Annotated in this window: 18 protein-coding genes, 3 pseudogenes and 1 riboswitch; of the genes and pseudogenes, 6 read left to right on the plus strand and 15 right to left on the minus strand. The window is 53.7% G+C overall.

Features of this window, described 5'->3' with window-relative positions; translation table 11 throughout:
* Positions 1–39: 39 nt before the first annotated feature.
* The 5 genes from AAH446_RS09930 to metG form a co-directional block, all read right to left on the minus strand.
* Positions 40–1,737 carry an NAD-dependent malic enzyme gene (locus AAH446_RS09930; RefSeq protein WP_342906553.1) on the minus strand — a complete coding sequence of 566 codons (1,698 nt, stop codon included), beginning with the start codon at positions 1,735–1,737 and terminating at the stop codon, positions 40–42.
* Positions 1,738–1,859: 122 nt separating this feature from the next.
* The gene (gene cdd, locus AAH446_RS09935) at positions 1,860–2,744 is read right to left on the minus strand and encodes a cytidine deaminase (protein ID WP_342906554.1); all 885 of its coding nucleotides are present in this window, start codon (positions 2,742–2,744) and stop codon (positions 1,860–1,862) included.
* Positions 2,745–2,870: 126 nt separating this feature from the next.
* Positions 2,871–3,563, minus strand: coding sequence for a CidB/LrgB family autolysis modulator (locus tag AAH446_RS09940; RefSeq protein ID WP_342906555.1), 693 nt, complete (start codon positions 3,561–3,563; stop codon positions 2,871–2,873).
* Positions 3,556–3,951: a CidA/LrgA family protein gene (locus AAH446_RS09945; protein WP_342906556.1), complete on the minus strand. Its 396-nt coding sequence runs from the start codon at positions 3,949–3,951 to the stop codon at positions 3,556–3,558. The genes AAH446_RS09940 and AAH446_RS09945 overlap by 8 nt, the downstream gene beginning before the upstream one ends.
* A gap of 126 nt (positions 3,952–4,077) precedes the next feature.
* Positions 4,078–6,111: a methionine--tRNA ligase gene (gene metG / locus AAH446_RS09950; RefSeq protein ID WP_342906557.1), complete on the minus strand. Its 2,034-nt coding sequence runs from the start codon at positions 6,109–6,111 to the stop codon at positions 4,078–4,080.
* A 172-nt stretch (positions 6,112–6,283) separates the two neighbouring features.
* Here metG and apbC point away from each other — a divergent pair, with 172 nt between their 5' ends.
* The gene (gene apbC, locus AAH446_RS09955) at positions 6,284–7,396 is read left to right on the plus strand and encodes an iron-sulfur cluster carrier protein ApbC (protein WP_342906558.1); all 1,113 of its coding nucleotides are present in this window, start codon (positions 6,284–6,286) and stop codon (positions 7,394–7,396) included.
* 63 nt (positions 7,397–7,459) lie between these two features.
* Here apbC and AAH446_RS09960 read toward each other — a convergent pair whose 3' ends face one another.
* Positions 7,460–7,882 carry a GNAT family N-acetyltransferase gene (locus AAH446_RS09960; RefSeq protein ID WP_342906559.1) on the minus strand — a complete coding sequence of 141 codons (423 nt, stop codon included), beginning with the start codon at positions 7,880–7,882 and terminating at the stop codon, positions 7,460–7,462.
* A gap of 78 nt (positions 7,883–7,960) precedes the next feature.
* Positions 7,961–8,209, minus strand: a complete 249-nt coding sequence (locus AAH446_RS09965; RefSeq protein WP_342906560.1) for a hypothetical protein — start codon at positions 8,207–8,209, stop codon at positions 7,961–7,963.
* Between the two features lie 339 nt (positions 8,210–8,548).
* Between AAH446_RS09965 and AAH446_RS19760 the strand changes: the two are divergent.
* From AAH446_RS19760 to AAH446_RS09975, 3 genes and pseudogenes are all read left to right on the plus strand, one after another.
* Positions 8,549–8,686: pseudogene (locus tag AAH446_RS19760) on the plus strand (STM2901 family protein); the annotation flags it as partial.
* The gene (locus AAH446_RS09970) at positions 8,686–9,054 is read left to right on the plus strand and encodes a DUF1493 family protein (protein WP_463322798.1); all 369 of its coding nucleotides are present in this window, start codon (positions 8,686–8,688) and stop codon (positions 9,052–9,054) included. The pseudogene AAH446_RS19760 and the gene AAH446_RS09970, both read left to right, overlap by 1 nt.
* 90 nt (positions 9,055–9,144) lie before the next feature.
* Positions 9,145–9,374: pseudogene (locus tag AAH446_RS09975) on the plus strand (transposase); the annotation flags it as partial.
* Between the two features lie 491 nt (positions 9,375–9,865).
* On the opposite strand, the gene AAH446_RS09980 reads toward AAH446_RS09975, so the two are convergent.
* The 6 genes and pseudogenes from AAH446_RS09980 to AAH446_RS10005 all read right to left on the minus strand — a co-directional run bounded on the left by AAH446_RS09980 (position 9,866) and on the right by AAH446_RS10005 (position 15,510).
* Entirely contained in the window at positions 9,866–10,198 is a 333-nt protein-coding gene (locus AAH446_RS09980) for a lysozyme family protein (protein ID WP_342906561.1), read from the minus strand.
* Positions 10,199–10,379: 181 nt separating this feature from the next.
* The gene (locus tag AAH446_RS09985) at positions 10,380–10,727 is read right to left on the minus strand and encodes a DUF4087 domain-containing protein (protein WP_342906562.1); all 348 of its coding nucleotides are present in this window, start codon (positions 10,725–10,727) and stop codon (positions 10,380–10,382) included.
* 235 nt (positions 10,728–10,962) lie between these two features.
* The gene (locus AAH446_RS09990; protein ID WP_342906563.1) at positions 10,963–11,454 is read right to left on the minus strand and encodes a hypothetical protein; all 492 of its coding nucleotides are present in this window, start codon (positions 11,452–11,454) and stop codon (positions 10,963–10,965) included.
* Between the two features lie 159 nt (positions 11,455–11,613).
* Positions 11,614–12,057: a hypothetical protein gene (locus AAH446_RS09995; protein WP_342906564.1), complete on the minus strand. Its 444-nt coding sequence runs from the start codon at positions 12,055–12,057 to the stop codon at positions 11,614–11,616.
* Positions 12,044–14,344, minus strand: coding sequence for an N-acetylmuramidase domain-containing protein (locus AAH446_RS10000; protein WP_342906565.1), 2,301 nt, complete (start codon positions 14,342–14,344; stop codon positions 12,044–12,046). Before AAH446_RS10000 ends, AAH446_RS09995 begins: the two co-directional genes overlap by 14 nt.
* 119 nt (positions 14,345–14,463) lie before the next feature.
* Positions 14,464–15,510: pseudogene (locus AAH446_RS10005) on the minus strand (IS630 family transposase).
* A 318-nt stretch (positions 15,511–15,828) separates the two neighbouring features.
* Positions 15,829–15,925: riboswitch (TPP riboswitch) on the plus strand.
* Between the two features lie 35 nt (positions 15,926–15,960).
* Here AAH446_RS10005 and thiM point away from each other — a divergent pair.
* A complete protein-coding gene (gene thiM, locus AAH446_RS10010) occupies positions 15,961–16,749 on the plus strand; it encodes a hydroxyethylthiazole kinase (protein ID WP_342906566.1) in 789 nt (262 codons plus the stop codon).
* A complete protein-coding gene (thiD, locus tag AAH446_RS10015) occupies positions 16,746–17,546 on the plus strand; it encodes a bifunctional hydroxymethylpyrimidine kinase/phosphomethylpyrimidine kinase (protein WP_342906567.1) in 801 nt (266 codons plus the stop codon). The genes thiM and thiD overlap by 4 nt, the downstream gene beginning before the upstream one ends.
* A gap of 204 nt (positions 17,547–17,750) precedes the next feature.
* Here thiD and AAH446_RS10020 read toward each other — a convergent pair whose 3' ends face one another.
* Both AAH446_RS10020 and AAH446_RS10025 read right to left on the minus strand, forming a co-directional pair.
* The gene (locus AAH446_RS10020) at positions 17,751–18,437 is read right to left on the minus strand and encodes a GntR family transcriptional regulator (RefSeq protein ID WP_342906568.1); all 687 of its coding nucleotides are present in this window, start codon (positions 18,435–18,437) and stop codon (positions 17,751–17,753) included.
* 102 nt (positions 18,438–18,539) lie between these two features.
* Positions 18,540–20,012 (minus strand): mannitol dehydrogenase family protein, encoded by a 1,473-nt coding sequence (locus AAH446_RS10025; protein WP_342906569.1) that lies wholly within the window; start codon positions 20,010–20,012, stop codon positions 18,540–18,542.
* Positions 20,013–20,032 lie beyond the last annotated feature (20 nt).

Raw genomic sequence — 20,032 nt, forward strand, 5'->3', positions numbered from 1 at the left:
TGGAAGCAGGCCGGGTACGGATGTACCCGGCGGCTCTCCTCAGATAGAGGTACGACGATAGTTACGGTACTGCGGCAGCCAGAAGTTGGCGGCAATGGCGCGTGAAAGCACATCTTCCGAGGTGACCACGGCGACGCCCGCCAGCTGTGCCGCCTTGCCAACCGCCATCGCGATCAGCTTTGACACGCCCTGAATATCTTTCACTTCCGGCAGCACCGGGCCAACACCGTCATTGACCAGCGGCGAGCAGTCAGCCAGCGCCCGGCTGGCGGCCATCAGCATGCTGTCAGTGACGCGGGTGGCGCCGGAGGCGATCACGCCAAGCCCGATGCCGGGGAAGATGTAGGAGTTATTGCACTGGGCAATCGGGAAAACCTTCTCTTTCCACATGGCCGGGGCGAACGGGCTGCCGGTGGCAACCAGCGCCGCGCCTTCGGTCCAGGCAATAATATCCTGCGGCGTGGCCTCAACGCGTGAGGTCGGGTTGGAGAGCGGCATCACAATAGGGCGTGGGCAGTGCTTATGCATCTCGCGGATGATCTCTTCGCTGAACAGGCCCGGCTGGCCGGAAACGCCAATCAGGATATCCGGATGCGCGTTACGCACCACATCCAGCAGCGAGAGGGAGTCAGAGGTGACGTCCCAGCCTGCCAGCGCGTCGCTTTTCTGGACCAGCTTGCTCTGGAAGTTCAGCAGGTTCGGCAGCTTATCGGTCAGCAGGCCGAAGCGGTCCACCATGAAGACCCGGGCGCGAGCCTCTTCGTCGCTCAGCCCTTCCGATTTCATCTGCGCGATAATCTGTTCGGCAATGCCGCAGCCCGCGGAGCCGGCGCCGAGGAACACCACTGTCTGCTCGCTCATTTTACTGCCCGCCGCGCGACTCGCGGCAATCAGCGTACCGAGGGTAACGGCGGCGGTGCCCTGAATGTCATCGTTGAAGCAGCACACTTCATCGCGGTAGCGCTCCAGCAGCGGCATCGCATTCTTCTGCGCAAAGTCTTCAAACTGCAGCAGCACGTTTGGCCAGCGGCTTTTTACCGCCTGAATAAATTCATTGACGAAGTTGTCATACTCTTCGCCAGTAATACGCGGATGACGCCAGCCCATATAGAGCGGATCGTTCAGCAACTGCGGGTTATTGGTGCCCACATCCAGTACCACCGGCAGGGTGTAGGCCGGGCTGATGCCGCCACAGGCGGTATAAAGCGACAGTTTGCCGATGGGAATACCCATACCGCCGATGCCCTGATCGCCCAGGCCAAGAATGCGTTCGCCGTCGGTGACAACGATCACTTTAACGTTCTGCTTGGTGGCGTTCTGCAACATATCTTCAATGTTGCCGCGGTTAGGGTAAGAGATAAACACGCCACGGGCGCGACGATAGATCTCTGAGAAGTGTTCGCAGGCGGCGCCTACCGTCGGGGTATAAATGATTGGCATCATCTCTTCCAGATGATTATCCAGCAGGCGGTAGAATAGCGTCTCGTTGGTATCCTGGATATTACGCAGGTAAACGTGCTTATCGTTATCGTTTTTAAAATCCTGAAACTGGCGCCAGGCGCGCTTGGCCTGCTCTTCAATGGTTTCCACCGTCTCTGGCAGCAGGCCGCGCAGGTTGAATTCGTTGCGCTCCTCAACCGAGAAAGCGCTGCCTTTATTCAGCAGGGGGAATTCCAGCAAAATAGGACCAGCATAAGGGATATAAAGCGGACGTTTACTTTCGTACTCAAGTTCCATGCAATCTACTCATCAAATCGGGATGTGGGCCCAATCCTAAAATAATTCATCTGAAAGTACAGCTTTTGTTACCTGCTGATAACAAAAGCTGTGAGCTGGGTGCGACGACGCCGCAGGCGGGGTTACTGCAGCGGGACGGTGGTGACATTGGCGCAGCCAAGCGCCTGTAGCGTGGCCAGGGTCGCCTGGCGCTGAATGACCTTCGCATCAGGCGCTTCCGCCAGCACCGCCCGCTGGATTTTCAGCACGTCGTGCCCGGAAAGACTGAGCAGGTTCAGTGCGCCCTGAAGCGGGGGGAGGCTGGGGTTAAACGCCGCATTTTCCGCATAGCTTCCGGCGAAAATCGCCCCATCTTCACTCTGCAATGCCACACCGCTCCAGGCCTCCGTGTAAGGCGCATGGCTGCGGTTAGCGGCCTGAAGCGCCGCCTGGCTGAGCGGGTCGCCCTTCAGCGGAAAACCGTGATCGACCTCATCCAGCAGCAGCGTCTTGATATCCAGATCGCGCGGGCCGAAGGCATCCGGCAGGTAGTCGCCCAGCGTGGACGGTTCCCGGCCCGGCAGATGGATGTTCAGGGCGGTGCCGCTGTTAAGCTCGTTCATAAACTGTCGGCAGTGACCACAGGGCGTATAGTTTACGGTGATAGCCTCCAGCGACGACTCGCCCCGCAGCCAGGCGTGCGTAATGGCGCTCTGCTCGGCGTGTACCGTCTGCTGCATGGTGCTGCCGGCAAACTCCATATTGGCGCCAAAATAGAGATGTCCGCTGCGCCCGCGTGCCAGCGCGCCCACGTTAAAGTTGGACAGCGGCGTTACGGCGCAGGCCGCCGCCAGCGGCAGCAGGGCAAAAGCCAGCTCGCTGTCGTTCAGGCCGGTATGGTTTTTGACCTCATCACACTGTTCCGGCGTCAGAAAAGCGGCAAAGTCATCGGCAGCAAGAATGGGTTGCAGGGCGCTTTGCAGCAGGGTGGGCAGCGTGGCAAAAGCGGTCTGGAAACGTGGGTGCATATCGGGCCTCTCAGGGTGGTCGGCCGCTTATTCTGGCGGGCCGTCACCGCGTTGTATGTGATTTTTATCACATTTACAATGTAATTTATGAAATTCATTTTTTAAATGCGGGACTTATCGCAAGTTTTATCCCCAGAGCGCCATCAGCAGCGGGAAAACAAAAGGGGCCAGCAGCGAGGTAATGATGCCGCAGATCACCAGCGCCAGCGAACTCCATGCGCCTTCCTGATAGTCCAGCTCAACGCAGCGCGCGGTCCCCAGCGCGTGAGAGGCATTGCCTATCGCCAGTCCGCGTGAAGGTTTGCCCTTTATGTTAAAGAGATTAAGCAGCATATGACCGAATACCGCGCCCAGCACGCCGGCGATCAGTACGCATATAGCGCTGATAGCGGGAATGCCACCAAGCGTGCCGGAGATAGCCATGGCAATCGGTGTGGTCACCGACTTGGGCAGAATGGTGGCGGCAATCTGCGGCGTTGCCCCCATCCACAGCGCGATGGCCGTGCCGGAGATCATCGCGGTCAGGCTGCCAATAAAGCAGATGCCGAAAATCGATTTCCATCGCGCGCGGATCTGATGCATCTGCTCATAGAGCGGCAGCGCCAGCGCCACGACGGCAGGCTGAAGAAGGTGGTTCAGCACGGCGCTGCCCTGAAAGTAGCGCGCGTAAGGCATCTGCAACAGCAGCAGCAGGGGAATAATCACCGCCATGGAGATCAGTAGCGGATTCAGCAGCGAGATTTTCACCTTCGCCGCCAGCTTGCGGGCGGCGAAGAAGACCAGGACGGTCAGCGGTAGCGACCACCAGATATCACTCATCGCCCACCCCTTTCTTTGTCGGCACCCTGCCGTGCACCCGGTGCGAGGTCAGTCCGACGGTCAGCAGAACGATAAAGGTGCTGGCGACGCAGGAGACCACAATCGGGCCGAACTGGGCGGTCAGCACATCCATATAGCTCATCACGCCCACGCTTATCGGCACAAACAGCAGCGCCATATAGCGGATCAGCAGAAGGCTGCCGGGCTTAACCCAGCTTACGGGCAGCAGACGGAAAGCGAGCAGGAAAAAGAGGATCAGCATGCCTAAGATACTGCCCGGAATGGTGACGGGAAGCAGGGCGGCCAGGCCGATGCCGGCATAAAGGCAGAGGTAGATAATGATAAAGGCGCGTAAATAACGCCAGATAACGGACAGCGCGCTGCGCATGATAAGCTCCCGGTATTCAGAACGTTAATCATACGTCGAAATAATAAAGCGTGCTATGGCTCACGCTCTGAGGATAAAAAAAGGGGCGAATCAGCTCGCCCCTTTCTGGTTTTACCGGTCAGGCGGTTACTTCACCTGCATACCGGGCTGCGCACCGCTGTCAGGTGCCAGCAGGAAAATATCTTCACCGCCAGGGCCTGCGGCCATCACCATCCCTTCGGAAAGACCGAAGCGCATTTTACGCGGCGCCAGGTTCGCGACCATCACCGTCAGACGCCCCACCAGCACGGCGGGATCGGGGTAGGCCGCACGGATGCCGGAGAAGACCTGGCGGGTTTCGCCGCCCAGATCCAGCGTCAGGCGCAGCAGCTTGTCCGACTTCTCCACGAGTTCGGCGTTCTCAATGCGCGCAATACGCATATCGACCTTAGCGAAATCATCAAAGCTGATGGTTTCCTGAATCGGATCGTCGGCCAGCGGACCGGTCAGCGCGGGCTTGCTGGCGGCCGCGGCATCTTCCTTCGACGCCTCAATCAGCGCGTTAACCTTGTCCATCTCCACGCGGCTGTAGAGCGCCTTAAAGCCGGCGACCTTATGGTCCAGCAGCGGCTGTTCAATGCCCTCCCAGCTCAGCTCCTGATTCAGGAAGGCTTCAGCGCGCTCGCTCAGCGACGGCAGCACCGGCTTGAGCCAGGTCATCAGGACGCGGAACATATTAATGCCCATTGAGCAGATGGCCTGCAAATCGGCGTCGCGGCCTTCCTGCTTCGCCACCACCCACGGAGCCTGCTCATCCACATAGCGGTTGGCCACATCAGCCAGCGCCATAATTTCACGCACGGCGCGGCCAAACTCGCGGCTGCTCCAGGCTTCGCCAATGCTGGCTGACGCATCGGTAAAGGTTTTATAAAGCGCCGGATCGGCCAGTTCAGCCGAGAGCTTGCCGTCAAAGCGTTTATTGATAAAGCCCGCGTTACGCGACGCGAGGTTAACCACTTTGTTCACGATATCGGCGTTAACGCGCTGCACAAAATCTTCCAGATTCAGGTCAATATCGTCAATGCGTGACGAAAGTTTCGCCGCGTAGTAGTAACGCAGGCTGTCAGCATCGAGATGCTGCAACCAGGTGCTGGCTTTAATAAAGGTGCCGCGCGATTTGGACATCTTCGCGCCGTTCACCGTCACGTAGCCGTGAACAAACAGGTTGGTCGGCTTGCGGAAATTACTGCCTTCCAGCATCGCAGGCCAGAACAGGCTGTGGAAGTAGACGATATCTTTACCGATAAAATGATAAAGATCGGCATCGGAGTCTTTCTGCCAGAAGGCGTCAAAATCGATATTGCCGCGCTTGTCGCACAGGTTTTTGAACGAGCCCATATAGCCGATAGGCGCATCCAGCCAGACGTAAAAATATTTGCCCGGCGCCCCTGGGATTTCAAAACCGAAGTAGGGGGCATCGCGGGAGATATCCCACTGATGCAGGCCTGACTCGAACCACTCCTGCATTTTGTTCGCAACCTGCTCCTGCAGCGCGCCAGAGCGCGTCCAGGCCTGTAACATGGCGCTGAATTCCGGCAGATCGAAGAAGAAGTGTTCAGAGTCACGCAGCACCGGCGTGGCGCCGGAGACCACGGACTTCGGATCGATAAGCTCGGTCGGGCTGTAGGTGGCGCTACAGACTTCGCAGTTATCGCCATACTGATCGGGCGATTTGCATTTCGGGCAGGTTCCCTTCACAAAACGATCGGGCAGGAACATGCCTTTTTCCGGATCGTAGAGCTGCGAAATAGTGCGGTTCTTGATAAAACCATTCTCTTTCAGACGGGTATAGATCAGCGCGGAAAGCTCGCGGTTCTCATCACTGTGCGTGGAGTGATAGTTATCGTAGCTGATGTTAAAGCCGGCAAAATCGGTCTGATGTTCCTGACTCATTTCGGCAATCATCTGTTCAGGTTCGATACCCAGCTGCTGCGCCTTCAGCATGATCGGGGTACCGTGCGCGTCGTCCGCACAGATGAAGTAAACCTGGTTGCCGCGCATTCGCTGGTAACGAACCCAAATATCTGCCTGGATATGCTCGAGCATGTGGCCGAGATGAATGGAACCGTTAGCGTACGGCAGTGCGCACGTTACCAATATTTTTTTCGCGACTTGAGTCATAGTGAGACTTGCTATACCTGTTTAAATAGGGGGCTTAGATGGTAACTGAGTGTCGTCCCTGCGTAAACATTCCCGCGATCCCCGCGCCGTTTTTGATTTCCCGGCGTCTCATATCCAGTCACTTCTGATATGCTTAAAACACGAAAACCAACAATGAAAACAAGGAGCCCGGATGAAGTCACAATCCCAGGGGCAACACTCACCGGAGGCGCTGCGCGCGATGGTGATGGGCGTGTTAACGGCGTTCGAGCACACCACGCTGACGCATAACCTGACCACGCTGAAAGCGCTGCACCACTGCACGCTGCTGGACAATACGCTGCATATCGATCTGGTGATGCCGTTTGTCTGGAACAGCGGGTTTGAGGCGCTACAGGAGCAAACCAGCGCGGAACTGCTGCGGCTCACCGGCGCTGAAGCGATCAGCTGGCGGCTGAAGCATGAGGTCGCCACCATGAAACGGGTGAAAAACCAGGCGGGCGTGAAGGGGGTGAAGAACCTTATCGCCGTCAGCTCCGGAAAGGGCGGCGTCGGCAAGTCCAGCACGGCGGTCAATCTGGCGCTGGCGCTGGCTGCCGAAGGGGCGAAAGTGGGCCTGCTCGATGCGGATATTTACGGTCCGTCAATCCCCGACATGCTGGGAACGCGCGACGAGCGGCCAACCTCGCCGGACGGCACCCATATGGCGCCGATTATGGCGCATGGCCTGGCGACCAACTCCATCGGCTACCTGGTCACCGATGACAACGCGATGGTATGGCGCGGCCCGATGGCCAGCAAGGCGCTGATGCAGCTGCTTAACGAAACGCTGTGGCCCGATCTGGATTATCTGGTGCTGGATATGCCGCCGGGAACGGGCGATATCCAGCTGACGCTGGCGCAAAACGTTCCGGTTACCGGCGCGCTGGTGGTGACCACGCCACAGGATATTGCGCTGGTTGACGCCCGCAAAGGCATTGTAATGTTTGAAAAAGTGAATGTGCCGGTGCTGGGCATCGTGGAAAACATGAGCATGCATATTTGCAGCCAGTGCGGCCATCACGAAGCGATTTTCGGCAGCGGCGGCGCGCTGAAACTGGCGGAGCAGTATCATACGCGCCTGCTGAGCCAGCTGCCGCTGCATATCACGCTCAGGGAAGATCTGGATGACGGACAGCCAACCGTGGTTCGCCGGCCGGAAAGTGAGTTTACCCGCATTTACCGTGAGCTGGCGGGCGCGGTCGCTGCACAGCTTTACTGGCAGGGCGACGTTATCCCTGACGACATCGCATTCCGCGTGATCTGATTGCGCCTCTCTCCCGGTTCCCCAGCCGGGAGTAGAAGGCCACGGCGGCGCTGAGCGCGCTGCTCACAGGACGTAGTGCATCAGCCAGTATTCACCGTGCTCACTTTCCCCATCGGTTATCACCTTCCAGCCATGCTTCTGATAGAACTTTACCGCCGCCGCATTGGCTTTCATGCATTTAAGCGCACCTGTAGAGGTAAAGCTTTGCTGCACGGCGTCCAGCAGGGTCGTGCCAACGCCGCGCCCCTGCCAGGCGGGATCGACAAAAAGGCTGTGCAGGAAATTGTCGTTGGGCAGCACGGCCGCGAAGCCGGTGCGGTGTCCATCCTCTTCGGCAACCAGAATACGTTCTCCCAGCGTCACCCGGTCAAAGTCTTCCAGCTGCCAGTCGCTGTCATCCAGCCAGTGCCAGTTTGCCCGACGCGAGGCCAGAAACAGCGTGCGTAAAAAGGGGCGATCGGCTTCGGTAAAGGGACGCACGTGCATGATATAAACCTTTTTCCTGGCGGTGAACGTCTATGGATTAACGGGGCATCAGCCAGGCTGTTTTTTAACCGGACCGGTTTAGCGTACCAGCTTGACGTGCCGCTCGCCGTCAAGGCCGCTACCGCGATAATCATAGTCGACCTTTCCGGCATCAAACAGCTGATCGAGCAGGCTGAAGTTATCCGCAGGCGTCACGTTGCAGCGATGATTCAGCACGGTATCCTGGATAGAGAACGCCGGATCGCCGCGGGAAATCCGCTGGAGGTAATTGAGCATTCCGAGCGCGGCCACGCTGATACCGTACTGTTCGTTAAGAGGTCTGGTCATGTTGTCTTCCGTCGTCTGCCGCTCTCTGACCGGGCGGTTATCAAAAAAATTGCTGGCCGGACTTTAGCAAAAAGCGGCAACGGTGGGGAGAGGGATTCGCCGTATACAGCACATCATGGACACACTTGTGGCACGTTGTTGGTCATAAGAAAAGCGGATAAGGAATCATCAGGCGGTATTTGCATAGGTTCCCACTTTCTACAGTCTGTTATGTGATTGATGGTCTGGCTTGAGAATAAATTAGAAATTTTTGCGAAAGAAACCTTTCCCAGTCCGATTGCACAGGTGTACGATTAACGACCAACTCCTGTGGGGATTAAAGGGTTACTAATGGATGCAGCTTTTATTGGGCGCTCCATTCCGTGGTTGGGTTATGCTGAAGTTGTGATTCCTCTACAACTAGTTGCCGCTGATACGAGAAGGCAATATAACTTAATAGCGCGGTCTGAAGACCGTATTGCATTGACATCTTTCTAATGAATGAAACCAGCGTTGAAGAGCAGGTATTATCATTTTTTAGGGATGAGTTATCGATCGTCCTGTCTGACGACTGGAAGGAAATTCCATTAGAGTTAGATACTCTTTTACAGGATTATGCGGAAGGCGATGAATTCCTGTATGCGGTTGAGAATTATGGTAAACGCTTTGATGTTGATGTGTCAGATATACACTGGCGCCATTACTTCCCGTGGGAGAATTTACCCTTGCTGACTCGATGGTTTAAGGCAAAGAGAAAAGAAGTGGAAAAGACAAGAAAGCCCCTGACTGCCCGGATGTTTGCTGAGTCTGCTAAAGCTGGCCGATGGTTAAGGGATTTGCATGAGCTTGTACACAAATTTATGTAATTGCCTGTTTTTGAAATGTTCACTCCAACAACGAAGACAGGAAAATTATGGACGAAAAGAAACTCAGGGCACTTGCTGCCGAACTCGCCCGATAGCCGCAAAGCCATCTACATCACGAATGCCATCGAATCGCTGAACAGCGTGATCCGTCAGTCGATAAAGAAACGCAAGGTGTTCCCGACGGACGACCCAGTGCGGAAGGTTATTTATCTGGCGATCAAGGATGCATCAAAAAATGGAGCATGTCGATCCAGAACTGGCGGCTTGCGATGAGCCGTTTTATTATCGAGTTCGGTGATCGCCTTAGCGATCGCCTATAACGAGTGGGCAATTACACAGAATTACTGACAGGTTTCGCCCCTTCGCAATATTCATTATTTATTGCATTTATGCAATTTGATTACGCCGTTTTCTGCATAAAATTGTACAAAATCAGGGTCATTCACCCAATAATATTTTGATTTTTTATTATCGTAAAATCCTTTTCATCGTAATTCTCCATATTGATTAACGATAGTTAGCTCCGCCAGTGGGGTAGTTGAACTTACATTTTTCCAATCAAAATTCATTCCACCTCGACCAAGATCGGCTTCGCTATCATAGAAAATATCAACTTTATCTTTGGATATTTCCTTAGCATGAACATTAACAACGATCTGGTTGTCATTAACAACAAGTGGACTGGGTTTGTTGTCGATAAGAATAGAGAAACTGTCATCATCACAACTAGTACTTCACATGCCGAAATTCGAGTCTGCATGTGTTGCTACTGATATCAATAATAAAGTAAAAGGCCATATTTTCATTATTTTTACTCCGATATTTTTCTAATATATCCAATGTCAAGATGAAGATCTGTTTTTCCTTTAAGTTCTTCATCAAAATATAGATTATAATATGAAAGTGCTTCTTGTTTGGTTTTAGCTGGCTGCCCATATCGACCTGGAGGGAGACTTGCCCATTCATAACTTAATATGTCTAACGCGCCTTCAATATCACCAGAAATAATTTTATCTAAAGAGTGTTTTCTTTTATATTTGAATATTATAACGCAAAACTCATCTTGATATTTTGGTATGAAGTCTACAATACCTGCTTGCGTACAATGTGAGATCATTTTGGGATCATTCCAAGTATACCCCATTACCTGATATGCACCTGCTGCTGATGAGGTTGAATTGCCCCTTGTGATCGAAAAAAACCATCAGATTTTGTAAGCAAGTAATGGATGTTGGGTAGGGGCGACTTTTGAGCTTAACGCTAAGGATTTTTAAGAAAAGTTAATACTCGCGGAGGGAATAATACCTCCGCGTATGCTTAAATGTTTAGGGAAGAGGGAGTTTTTTATCTGACTGACAGCGCTCAAGTGGGAGTACTTTGGAACTGTATATTTGAGTGATTTTTTTCTCTTTGGTGTTCACATCGACCCTGATGCAGGAGCATCCATATCCGTAATTTCCATTGGTTCTAACATATTGATCATCCGGGAAATCTTTTAGCTTTTCTATTCCTGATGAAGAATAGCCACCTTGCAAGGAAATATCCCATGTACCGTCTCGATCTGTGAGCCACTGATTGGCTGGACTGGGGTTTTGTAACCAGCCGCATCTCAGTTCACTGGCAAATGTGTATCCGCTTAAAATGATTAACACCAATGGTATGTATTTCCTCATTGCCATTCTCCCGCATCCAATTTGCTTAAAAAATAATCAGCAAAGCCTTTGATTTGTTCTGCATGATAAAGACCATTGATACAGCGTCTTGCGTGATAAAAATCAGTGCTAGTGGTACTGACATAATCGGTTAATTTTTTACCAGTGAACACTCCATTCTTGAAACCATCGATAAGAATAAACAGCGCAATATGTGGATCTAAGGTTTTGTCTGGATCAGCAACCAGATCAACCCCTAATTTCTCGGAATAAGCTCGGTAGTTATAATCCCATGTGATTTGGACAAATCCACGGCATAATACGGATAATACCTGTAGTGGGTTCGTCTGTAATCATCCGTTGAGGTGTGGCCTGCCCAATCCCCTTCTCTGACTGGTCTGAAAGTATCTCCTGTCTCGCGCTTGACCGTGGCTAAAATATAAGCAACTTGGGTGTTGAGAGAAAAACCTAGTTTCTTACTTTCTGCAACGATGGCTCTGATCGTGCTTTCTCTTGTTGAGAAATCATATTCATCAGCTTTTATTGCATCAAGGAACACCACCGGATGCATATGCCACAGCGCTTCGCTGCTGCGGATCTCCGGCACATCCTTCATCCACACCAGTTTATTAATGAAATCGCGTTTATACAGCGCCATGTCCGGGTATTTCTTCGCCTGTTCATCCAGCGCGGCCTGCCACAGTGCTGACATGCCATCCTTCAGCCATTCGCTGTGATGTTTCACCACAAAGCGCTGCACCTGATACTGAATATGCGGCTGCGTGTTATGCAGTTCTCCAAGTTTTTTTTCATTTACAAACCAAGAGATTATTTGCAGAAAAGAAAGGATCTCAAGAAGATCCTTTTAAAACTGCCAACTATCGCTATATGTCATTAGAAAATGCATCTAACCACAACCAAGAGCTGAGTCCTTATCACAGGCCAATTTTTCCGACAAATCATTAAGGAGGTCGATGCCAACGGACTTACAATTGTAAATAGATTCCTTTTTTCTATTCAGATTCGTAACACTAACCCCACGGTTTTCACTCTCATATTCATAATTACTAAATATAGTGTATTTATACCCTGCATTCATAAATGACACATTGAAGTAGTCTGTTTGAAATCGCGAGTAATGATTGTATTTAAACCCTGAAAAACCATCCCCTTTTGACTCATATTTAAACTCAACTTTTTGATCTTTCGTTAAGGTGTAACGTAGTACACCTTTGTTTTCGTCCAGTTTAATTATTCCTTTTGCAGTATTGCACAAAAAATATTCATCACTCGCAAACGATGAACCGCACAAAAATATTACAATTAACAACAAGAGATTATAATGACGCATTGTAATTTTTCTCCATTTTTAAATCATACCCCTTCTGCTTTGGACCGTTATATCTTTTTGCGAATGAGAGCCAGTCTTTAGCACGAATGGAACGCAATAAAACACTATCAGCCTCAATAAAATTGACGAATGCTTTTAACTGATTTTTCTCTGACTTACTTAATGCAAAAGCGAAATTCTCAGGGCTGGAGTAGCCTGCTGCGATATAGTTTGATGCTAAAATCTGGAACTTACCCCAAGAAGTTGATTTTAAAGCGGCTGTTTTGTCTAAGGCATACGCTTTGACGAGTTTTGCATACTGCACTGATATTGTACCATATCCACCTGCACCAGGGTTTGATATATCTTCGAATTGATCATACCTTCCATTCGTATATTTATGAAAGTGGTGCCTTTCAAATAAAATTGCAGGAACGTAATCATCATTATCTTTAAATTTAAAATAAGAGCCATAAGACCCTGTTTCTGTTTTTGCCACAGCTTTAATTGCTGCAACTTCGCATGCTAATTCTTTTGCAGCCTCTTCATAATCAGTATCATCAATTTTCTCTCCATTATAGAAATTGATAAACTCCAAAGGAGTTAATTCTCCATTAACAGGAGTTTTGGGGAACTCTTGAGACCTAATAGCATCAAGAAACACAATAGGATGCATATGCCACAGCGCTTCGCTGCTGCGGATCTCCGGCACATCCTTCATCCACACCAGTTTATTAATGAAATCGCGGTTATACAGCGCCATGTCCGGGTATTTCTTCGCCTGTTCATCCAGCGCGGCCTGCCACAGTGCTGACATGCCATCCTTCAGCCATTCGCTGTGATGTTTCACCACAAAGCGCTGTACCTGATACTGGATATGCGGCTGCGTGTTATGCAGAAATCGCCACAGCTCGCCGGCATCAATCACACCATCCTGGTTCAGATCCATCTGTTTCAGTAGCTTCTGGTATTGCCCGGTGTAACTCGAGGAATACATATCCCGCGTTTCACTCCGGGCCAGCGCTTCCAGCTGCCCGTACACCTGGCGCAGCCAGCCCTCTTTCGGCGTCTGGAAAATGCTTTGCGGCGCGTCCTCCTGCTCCAGTGGCATAAACCCCCGTTTTTCGAGGTCGAACTGGTTCGCTCTCTCCACATCCGCCGCCGCCATCCATGCCAGCTCGCCGGGAATGTAATACCAGCTCTTCCCGTCAGCGTCCAGCCGGCGACACTCGCTCTCCGGGGTGCATCGCTCTGCAGTTGTGGGGGAAGGATCTCCCCCCACGCCGGCCACCACAAACGAATTATCCTGCTCCCGGTGCATCCAGCGGGTTTTATCCGCCAGCGTGTGCAGCTCTGCCGCGCCGGTCGTTACCCCGGTCTTGTTCGCCAGAAAATCCTTCATCCGGGTATCCTGGCTGAATACTTCCAGATGGCAGAAGTGCTGTGGCCCGCCGGACGGACGTTCGTTCAGACTCAGGTGACCGATAATCTCCCCGGCCTTCACCGCCGGCGCATTCTCGCCGGAAACCGTCACCACCTGATTAAACACCCCGTGCTGACGGGCTGCCTGCATCCACGCCGGCAGCGCATCGCCCTGCCGCTTCACAAACTTATCCAGCCCGGAGATCCAGCCGGACTCACCGGCGGATAATCCGCTTTTCGTGCCTTCCGGTACCGACACCACGGACATGAAGATAAACGGGGCCGGCCTGCCGTTCAGCAGAAATGAAGCCTCCTGCTTAATCTCCACCACAGTACCGCGCGGCAGTGTGGTCTGCGTATCCTGCGGCACCTCATAGTGACGCAGCGCATCACGGGGGACGTTGACCCCTTCCCTCAGCCCACTGCGTATCCAGCCGGGAGAGGTGTTGTCCTGGCGAATTTTCAGCGCACTGGCGGTCACTGTCGCGATTCGTGTGTCTGTAATGCCATATTCAGAAAGCGGAGCTATCTGCATCCACAGTGTATAGAAGTCCAGTGAGTTATCGGGTTTGTCTTTATCCGGGGTACAGATTGATTTGATGAGAACAAAAGTGGAGCTGAATTTTAGCATCTTCTTTTTGAACGGGGCGGTCTGGTAATCATCATTTAATCGCCAGGCGACCACCTGACCATCAGTCATGCATTTCAGACCGTGGCTGTCGGGTTTAAATACAGCATTACCCGCAAAACTATCATAAAGATGGATGCCACCATGCCAATGCTCCGCCTTTTTCATCAACCAGTGAGTATCTCCCTCACTGCCCTGTATTGCTTCCATGAACTCCGTTGCCGAACGGTAGCCATCAACTGGCAGTACCATTTTCATCTTGTTCTCCCTGAACTTATGGTGGTTATTTGTTCATCATACACTGCTTAAGACATAACCCAAACTTCCATAAGTGGATAAATTTGCTACTGAATAAAGCAGTAGTAAATGGAAATATACTAAATAGCTGTTCCTAATACCGCTACACTTATTGGCTGCCCGTATTTCCCTCCAGGGAATGAGCTTACCGTTTTCATAAAGTGATGAACCTTCTGTAGCAGCAGCCACATTGAGCGACACTGATGGTTTCGGGTTATTGTGTTATGCAGCGCCTGCCACAACCGTTCAACATGGTTGACACATGGTGAGTAAACCGATTGATAAATTACCCGGAAATTCGGATCCTGCTTCAGCCAGTGCAGCGTCTGCTGACTTTTATGGATGATGTAGTTATCCACCATCAGCGTGACAGTTTTTGCCCGACGATATGTGGCTTTAAGGTGTTTCAGCAGGCTGATGAACAGGACTGAACCTCTGCTGCTCCCGCCTGTATAACTGACCCGACCGGTACCGCTGTGCAGAGAATCTGCAAGATAATATTTTTCATGCTGCCCCGGTGTGACAACGCTTTTTTGCTAGCCGCGTAATTGCCAGTCTGCACCGGTTTTTGGGTTGAGATGGATATCCACCTCATCCTCGTAAAATACGGGATGTTCAGCGCTACATCCGGCGAGCACTTTTGCAATAGCGGCCATTTTTCTTCTTTATGTGGGTCGCGAATACGCAACGTAGGGGCAGCCCTTCGCCAGACCAGCAGCGGGAAGCCAGCGACTTACCGTTGAAGCATGTAAGCGACAGCCAGTTATCTCTTTGATTTTAAGGCTAACAGTTTAGTACTCCAGCGAGAGCGCTGATAACCAAAATCGCCGGAAGAATACTTTATAAGTTCACGTACAGTACGCAGATATGCCCGAAGGGCCACGACGGGAATGTCCGGTGGGCAATGATTTCAGACCTTCGACACCCGTAAGCGTAAACCAGTTAATCCAGCGCCCAATGGATGAACGGGCGCAGCAGAGCGTTCTGGCGACATCGCTGACACGGTCACCTCGGTGCAGCATCAGCATGGCGGTCAGCCTGCGGGTATGGTTCTTGTCACGTGTTTGATGGATCGCTTTCTGCATCAGACGTCGTTCGTCGCGGTGAATTGGTGCTATGATCGGCATCGCTCAGTCCGGTTGGTGGTTTGGGATGTTTGGCGATTGATCCACAGTAACACCGGAAGATTAATCGATTATGTAGACTTCCAGATTAAAGCCTCACAAGCCAGCTTCCTGCAATCGCTCACGCTTTCTATGAGAAGTGGTCAAAGCATTACGGGCGGGCGGTATAACAAAGGGGCACTAAGCCTTTTTTTCGTGTGTGGGATGAGGTTTAAAAAGGGGTCATGCGCATTTTCAAGGTGAAGAAGCGATCCCTTGGGAGGGCAGGCTTGCACCAGCAAGCCACTTCCCCTAAGCTGGAAAAAAGTAAGCTAATTTGTACTAAATGACTCGGGGTGCCCTTCTTTGTGAAGGCTGAGAAATACCCGTTGAACCTGAACTGGATAATGCCAGCGGAGGGAAGTCAGATGCCTGACCGCATCGCCTTCTTGATCGCCGGTTGGGAGCTTTACCATGATCCAACCTCACTGCTTTACCACTGACAATGCCGCCGCCTCACTGGCCCTTTTTCATCAAAATCCTTCGCTCGTACACTGCCTGACCAATGACGTTGTGCAAACTTTTACCGCCAATGTGCTGCTGGCGCTCGGCGCCTCGCCTGCCATGGTTATCGAGCCTCAGGAAGCAGAACAGTTTGCCGCGCTGGCCGATGCGGTACTGATTAACGTCGGTACGCTGACGCAGTCACGCAGCGAAGCGATGCTGGCGGCGGTGCTGGCTGCCGTCAAGGCGGACAAACCCTGGACGCTCGACCCCGTCGCGGTAGGCGCGCTGAGCTTTCGCAGCGAGTTTTGCCAGCGGCTGCTGGCGCACCGGCCTGCGGCTATCCGCGGCAACGCCTCTGAAATTCTGGCGCTGGCGCGTCAGGCCGTCTCCGGACGCGGCGTGGACAGCCTGCACGCATCCAGCGCTGCCCTGGAAGCCGCTCACCAGCTGGCGCTCGACTGTGGTGCCATCGTCGCCGTGACCGGCGAGGAGGATTTTATCGCCGATGGTCAGCGCTGCCTGCGGGTGCCGGGCGGATCGCCGCTGATGACGCGCGTTGTCGGCACGGGCTGCGCGCTGTCGGCGGTGGTGGCCGCGTTCACCGCGCTGCCGGGCGATCGGCTCAGTCACGTCGCCAGCGCCTGCCGGGTGATGAGCCTGGCGGGAGAGCGGGCTGCCACGGCGGGCGGACCGGGCAGCTTTGTTGCCGCCTTTCTGGATACGCTCTACAGCCTGAAGGGGGAGACGCTGCAATGAAACGCATTAACGCACTGACCATTGCCGGTACCGATCCCAGCGGCGGCGCGGGCATCCAGGCCGATCTGAAAACCTTCTCCGCCCTTGGTGCTTACGGCACCAGCGTGATTACCGCGCTGGTCGCGCAAAACACCTGCGGCGTACAGTCGCTGTATCGCATTGAGCCTGAGTTCGTCGCGGCGCAGCTGGCCTCGGTGCTGAGCGATGTACGCATCGACAGTGTCAAAATCGGCATGCTGGCGGAGAGCGATATTATCGAGGCGGTGGCGGAAGGACTACAGGCCGCACCGGTGCCCTGGATCGTGCTGGATACGGTGATGCTGGCGAAAAGTGGCGATGCCCTGCTCACGCCCGGCGCGGTGGCGACGCTGCGCCAGCGGCTGCTGCCAAAAGTGTCGCTGATCACCCCGAACCTGCCCGAAGCCGCAGCGTTGCTGGAATGCCCGGTCGCCACCAGTGAGCAGGAGATGCGGCAGCAGGGCAGAGCGCTGCTGGCGTCAGGCTGCCAGGCGGTCCTGATGAAAGGCGGCCATCTCAGCGATACGGAAAGCCCCGACTGGCTGATTACCCGCGACGGTGAACGGCGTTTCTCCGCGCCGCGCGTGCTAACCCGGCACACTCACGGCACCGGCTGTACGCTCTCCGCGGCGCTGGCCGCGCTCCGGCCCCGGCATGAAAGCTGGGAGAACACGCTGCATGAAGCTAAAGGCTGGTTACAGGGCGCGCTTGAACATGCCGGTACGCTGGAGGTGGGTAAGGGCAACGGTCCGGTGCATCATTTCTGGCGCTGGTGGTAGCGGGCGGGCTTTTAGTGGTTTCTCAGTAAAAAGTCGCGTCAGTTGAAGTGAGTAAGGGTGCGCTGAGCGTCAGAGCTGCTGGGGGCCGGGAGCGATCTCATTGCCCGGTAATTTTACCAGTTTGTCATGCGGGAAGCGTATTCCGGGCGCCTTGCAGCACAAACCCGCAGGCCCTGTGCCTGCGGGTTCGCGCTTATCGACACATCAGGTTTGCTCAAACCATTCGCTGTTCTGTTCGGCAATCGGCGTGATCGAAAAGATCATCTCCTGAAGATGGTGACGCAGTGCGCGTTCAGCGCCGGCGACATCCTTCGCCACCAGCGCTTCATAAATCTCATAATGCTGCTCGATAAGAATATCCGGCGGGGAAACTTTACTCAGGGTCAGAAAACGCACCCGATCCATCGCGGCTTTGATGTTTTCAATGGTTTGCCAGGCAAGTTCGCACTGAATGCTCTGGGCGATGATCAGATGGAATTCATCATCCAGCAGCAGAAAGGCGTGACTGTCATGGCGTGCCGCGGCCATTTTCTGTAGCTGGAGATTATGTTCCAGTCGCGCCAGGGAAGCCGCAGAGGCTTCCGTGGCCGCCCGGCGTACCACCGCCACCTCTACCGCCTCGCGGATAAAACGACCGTCGGCGACGCGCTGCGCGGAAATTTTTCGCACAAAGGTGCCGCGCTGGGGAAGCACCTGCACCAGACCCGCCTCGGCCAGCTTGATAAAGGCCTCACGCACCGGCTGGCGCGAAACGTTGAAGCGGGCTGAGACCTCTTTTTCGGAGAGCAGGGAGCCCGGCGGAATGGCGCAGGTCACAATATCCTGGCGTAAAAAGCGATAGATCTGCTGATTAACGGGTTCACTGGCGGTAATGGTGTAAGCAATAGACATTCGGCACGATTCGTTATGGGTAAGGCGTCAGTGAAGCTGGCGCAGGAACATCCAGTCTAATCAGCCTGATGCACCAGCGCCAGCCCTTTCGCCGTGAAACAATCAGTCAGCCGTAACGACCTGCCTGACCGCTTCTTTTGCTCCCAGCTTAAGCAGGAGCTGATAGGCGTGGATCACCTTTTCGCGGAACAGCGTACTGTCCGGCAGATCGTCACCGAATACCGACTTCAGCGAAAGAAGCGCGGTGACGCGCGCTTCGCCTTCCTGGCTTGACGCTACAAGGCGCGCAAGCTCTTCATGCATAGGATCGTTAATCTCAATCGGCTGGCCCTTTTCGTCAACGCCGCCAACATAGCGGATCCAGCCCGCCACGCCCAGCGCCAGCAGATCGAAACGGCTGCCGTTATTCAGGTGCCAGCGAATGCTGTCCAGCCAGCGCTGCGGCAGCTTCTGCGTACCGTCGGTGGCGATCTGATAAGTGCGGTGACGGATAGCCCGGTTCTGGTAGCGGGCGATCAGCGAATCCGCATAGGCGACCAGATCCACATTTTCGGTGCGTAACGTCGGCGCCTGCTCGTCTAACATCAGCTTTCTTGCCGCCTGTAAAAAGGCCGCATCTTCCATGCAGTCACTGATGTGCTCATAGCCGGCCAGGTAGCCGAGATAGGCCAGCAGCGAGTGGCTGCCGTTAAGCATACGCAGCTTCATCTCTTCAAAAGGCAGCACGTCAGCAACCAGCTCGGCGCCCGCTTTCTCCCACTCGGGACGACCGCTGACGAAGTTATCTTCAATCACCCACTGGAAGAACGGCTCGCACTCAACGCCGACCGGATCGGCACAGCCCAGCGTCTCCTTCAGGGCGTTGAACGCCTCTGCGGTCATGGCGGGAACGATGCGGTCTACCATCGTTGAAGGGAAGGTAATGTTGGCGCGGATATAGTCTGCCAGTGCCGGATCGAGACGCTCAGCGAGCTGGGTCACCACGTTGCGGGTGACGTGGCCGTTTTCCGGCATATTGTCGCAGGACATCACGCTGAAAGCCGCTAAACCGGCATCACGGCGGCGGCGGATGGCGGCCAGAATGACGCCCGGCACCGATTGCGGATCCTCAGGGTGCGCCAGATCGTGAACAATAGCGGGATGGTCGGAGATAAGCTGCCCGGTAGCGGGCTGATAGCAGTACCCTTTTTCGGTCACGGTAATGGAAACAATGGCCACATCCGGCTGGCACATGGTGGCGATAATGGTATCGATGCCGTCACCGTTGCGGTAGAGCGCCTGCTTCACCACGCCAACGACGCGGGTGCTCAGGCCGCTGTCGGCCATTTCGGTCACGCTGTAAAGCATATCCTGCTGGCGCAGCGCGTTGATCAACTCACCCTGATTAAAGGTGTTGGTTTCACATTCACAATACCCCCAGTCGCTGTGATGTTCAGCCGCCAGGATATCCGCACAGACGGCCTGGTGGGAGCGGTGAAAAGCCCCGAAGCCAATGTGTACGATGCGCGTATGCAGCCCGGAACGATCGTAACGGGGGATCAGGGTGCCTTCTGGCAAGTGGTCAAGTGTTAACATGGTCAATCCTTAGTGAAGTC

This window comes from Erwinia psychrophila, assembly GCF_039023475.1.
Classification (GTDB): Bacteria; Pseudomonadota; Gammaproteobacteria; order Enterobacterales; family Enterobacteriaceae; genus Erwinia.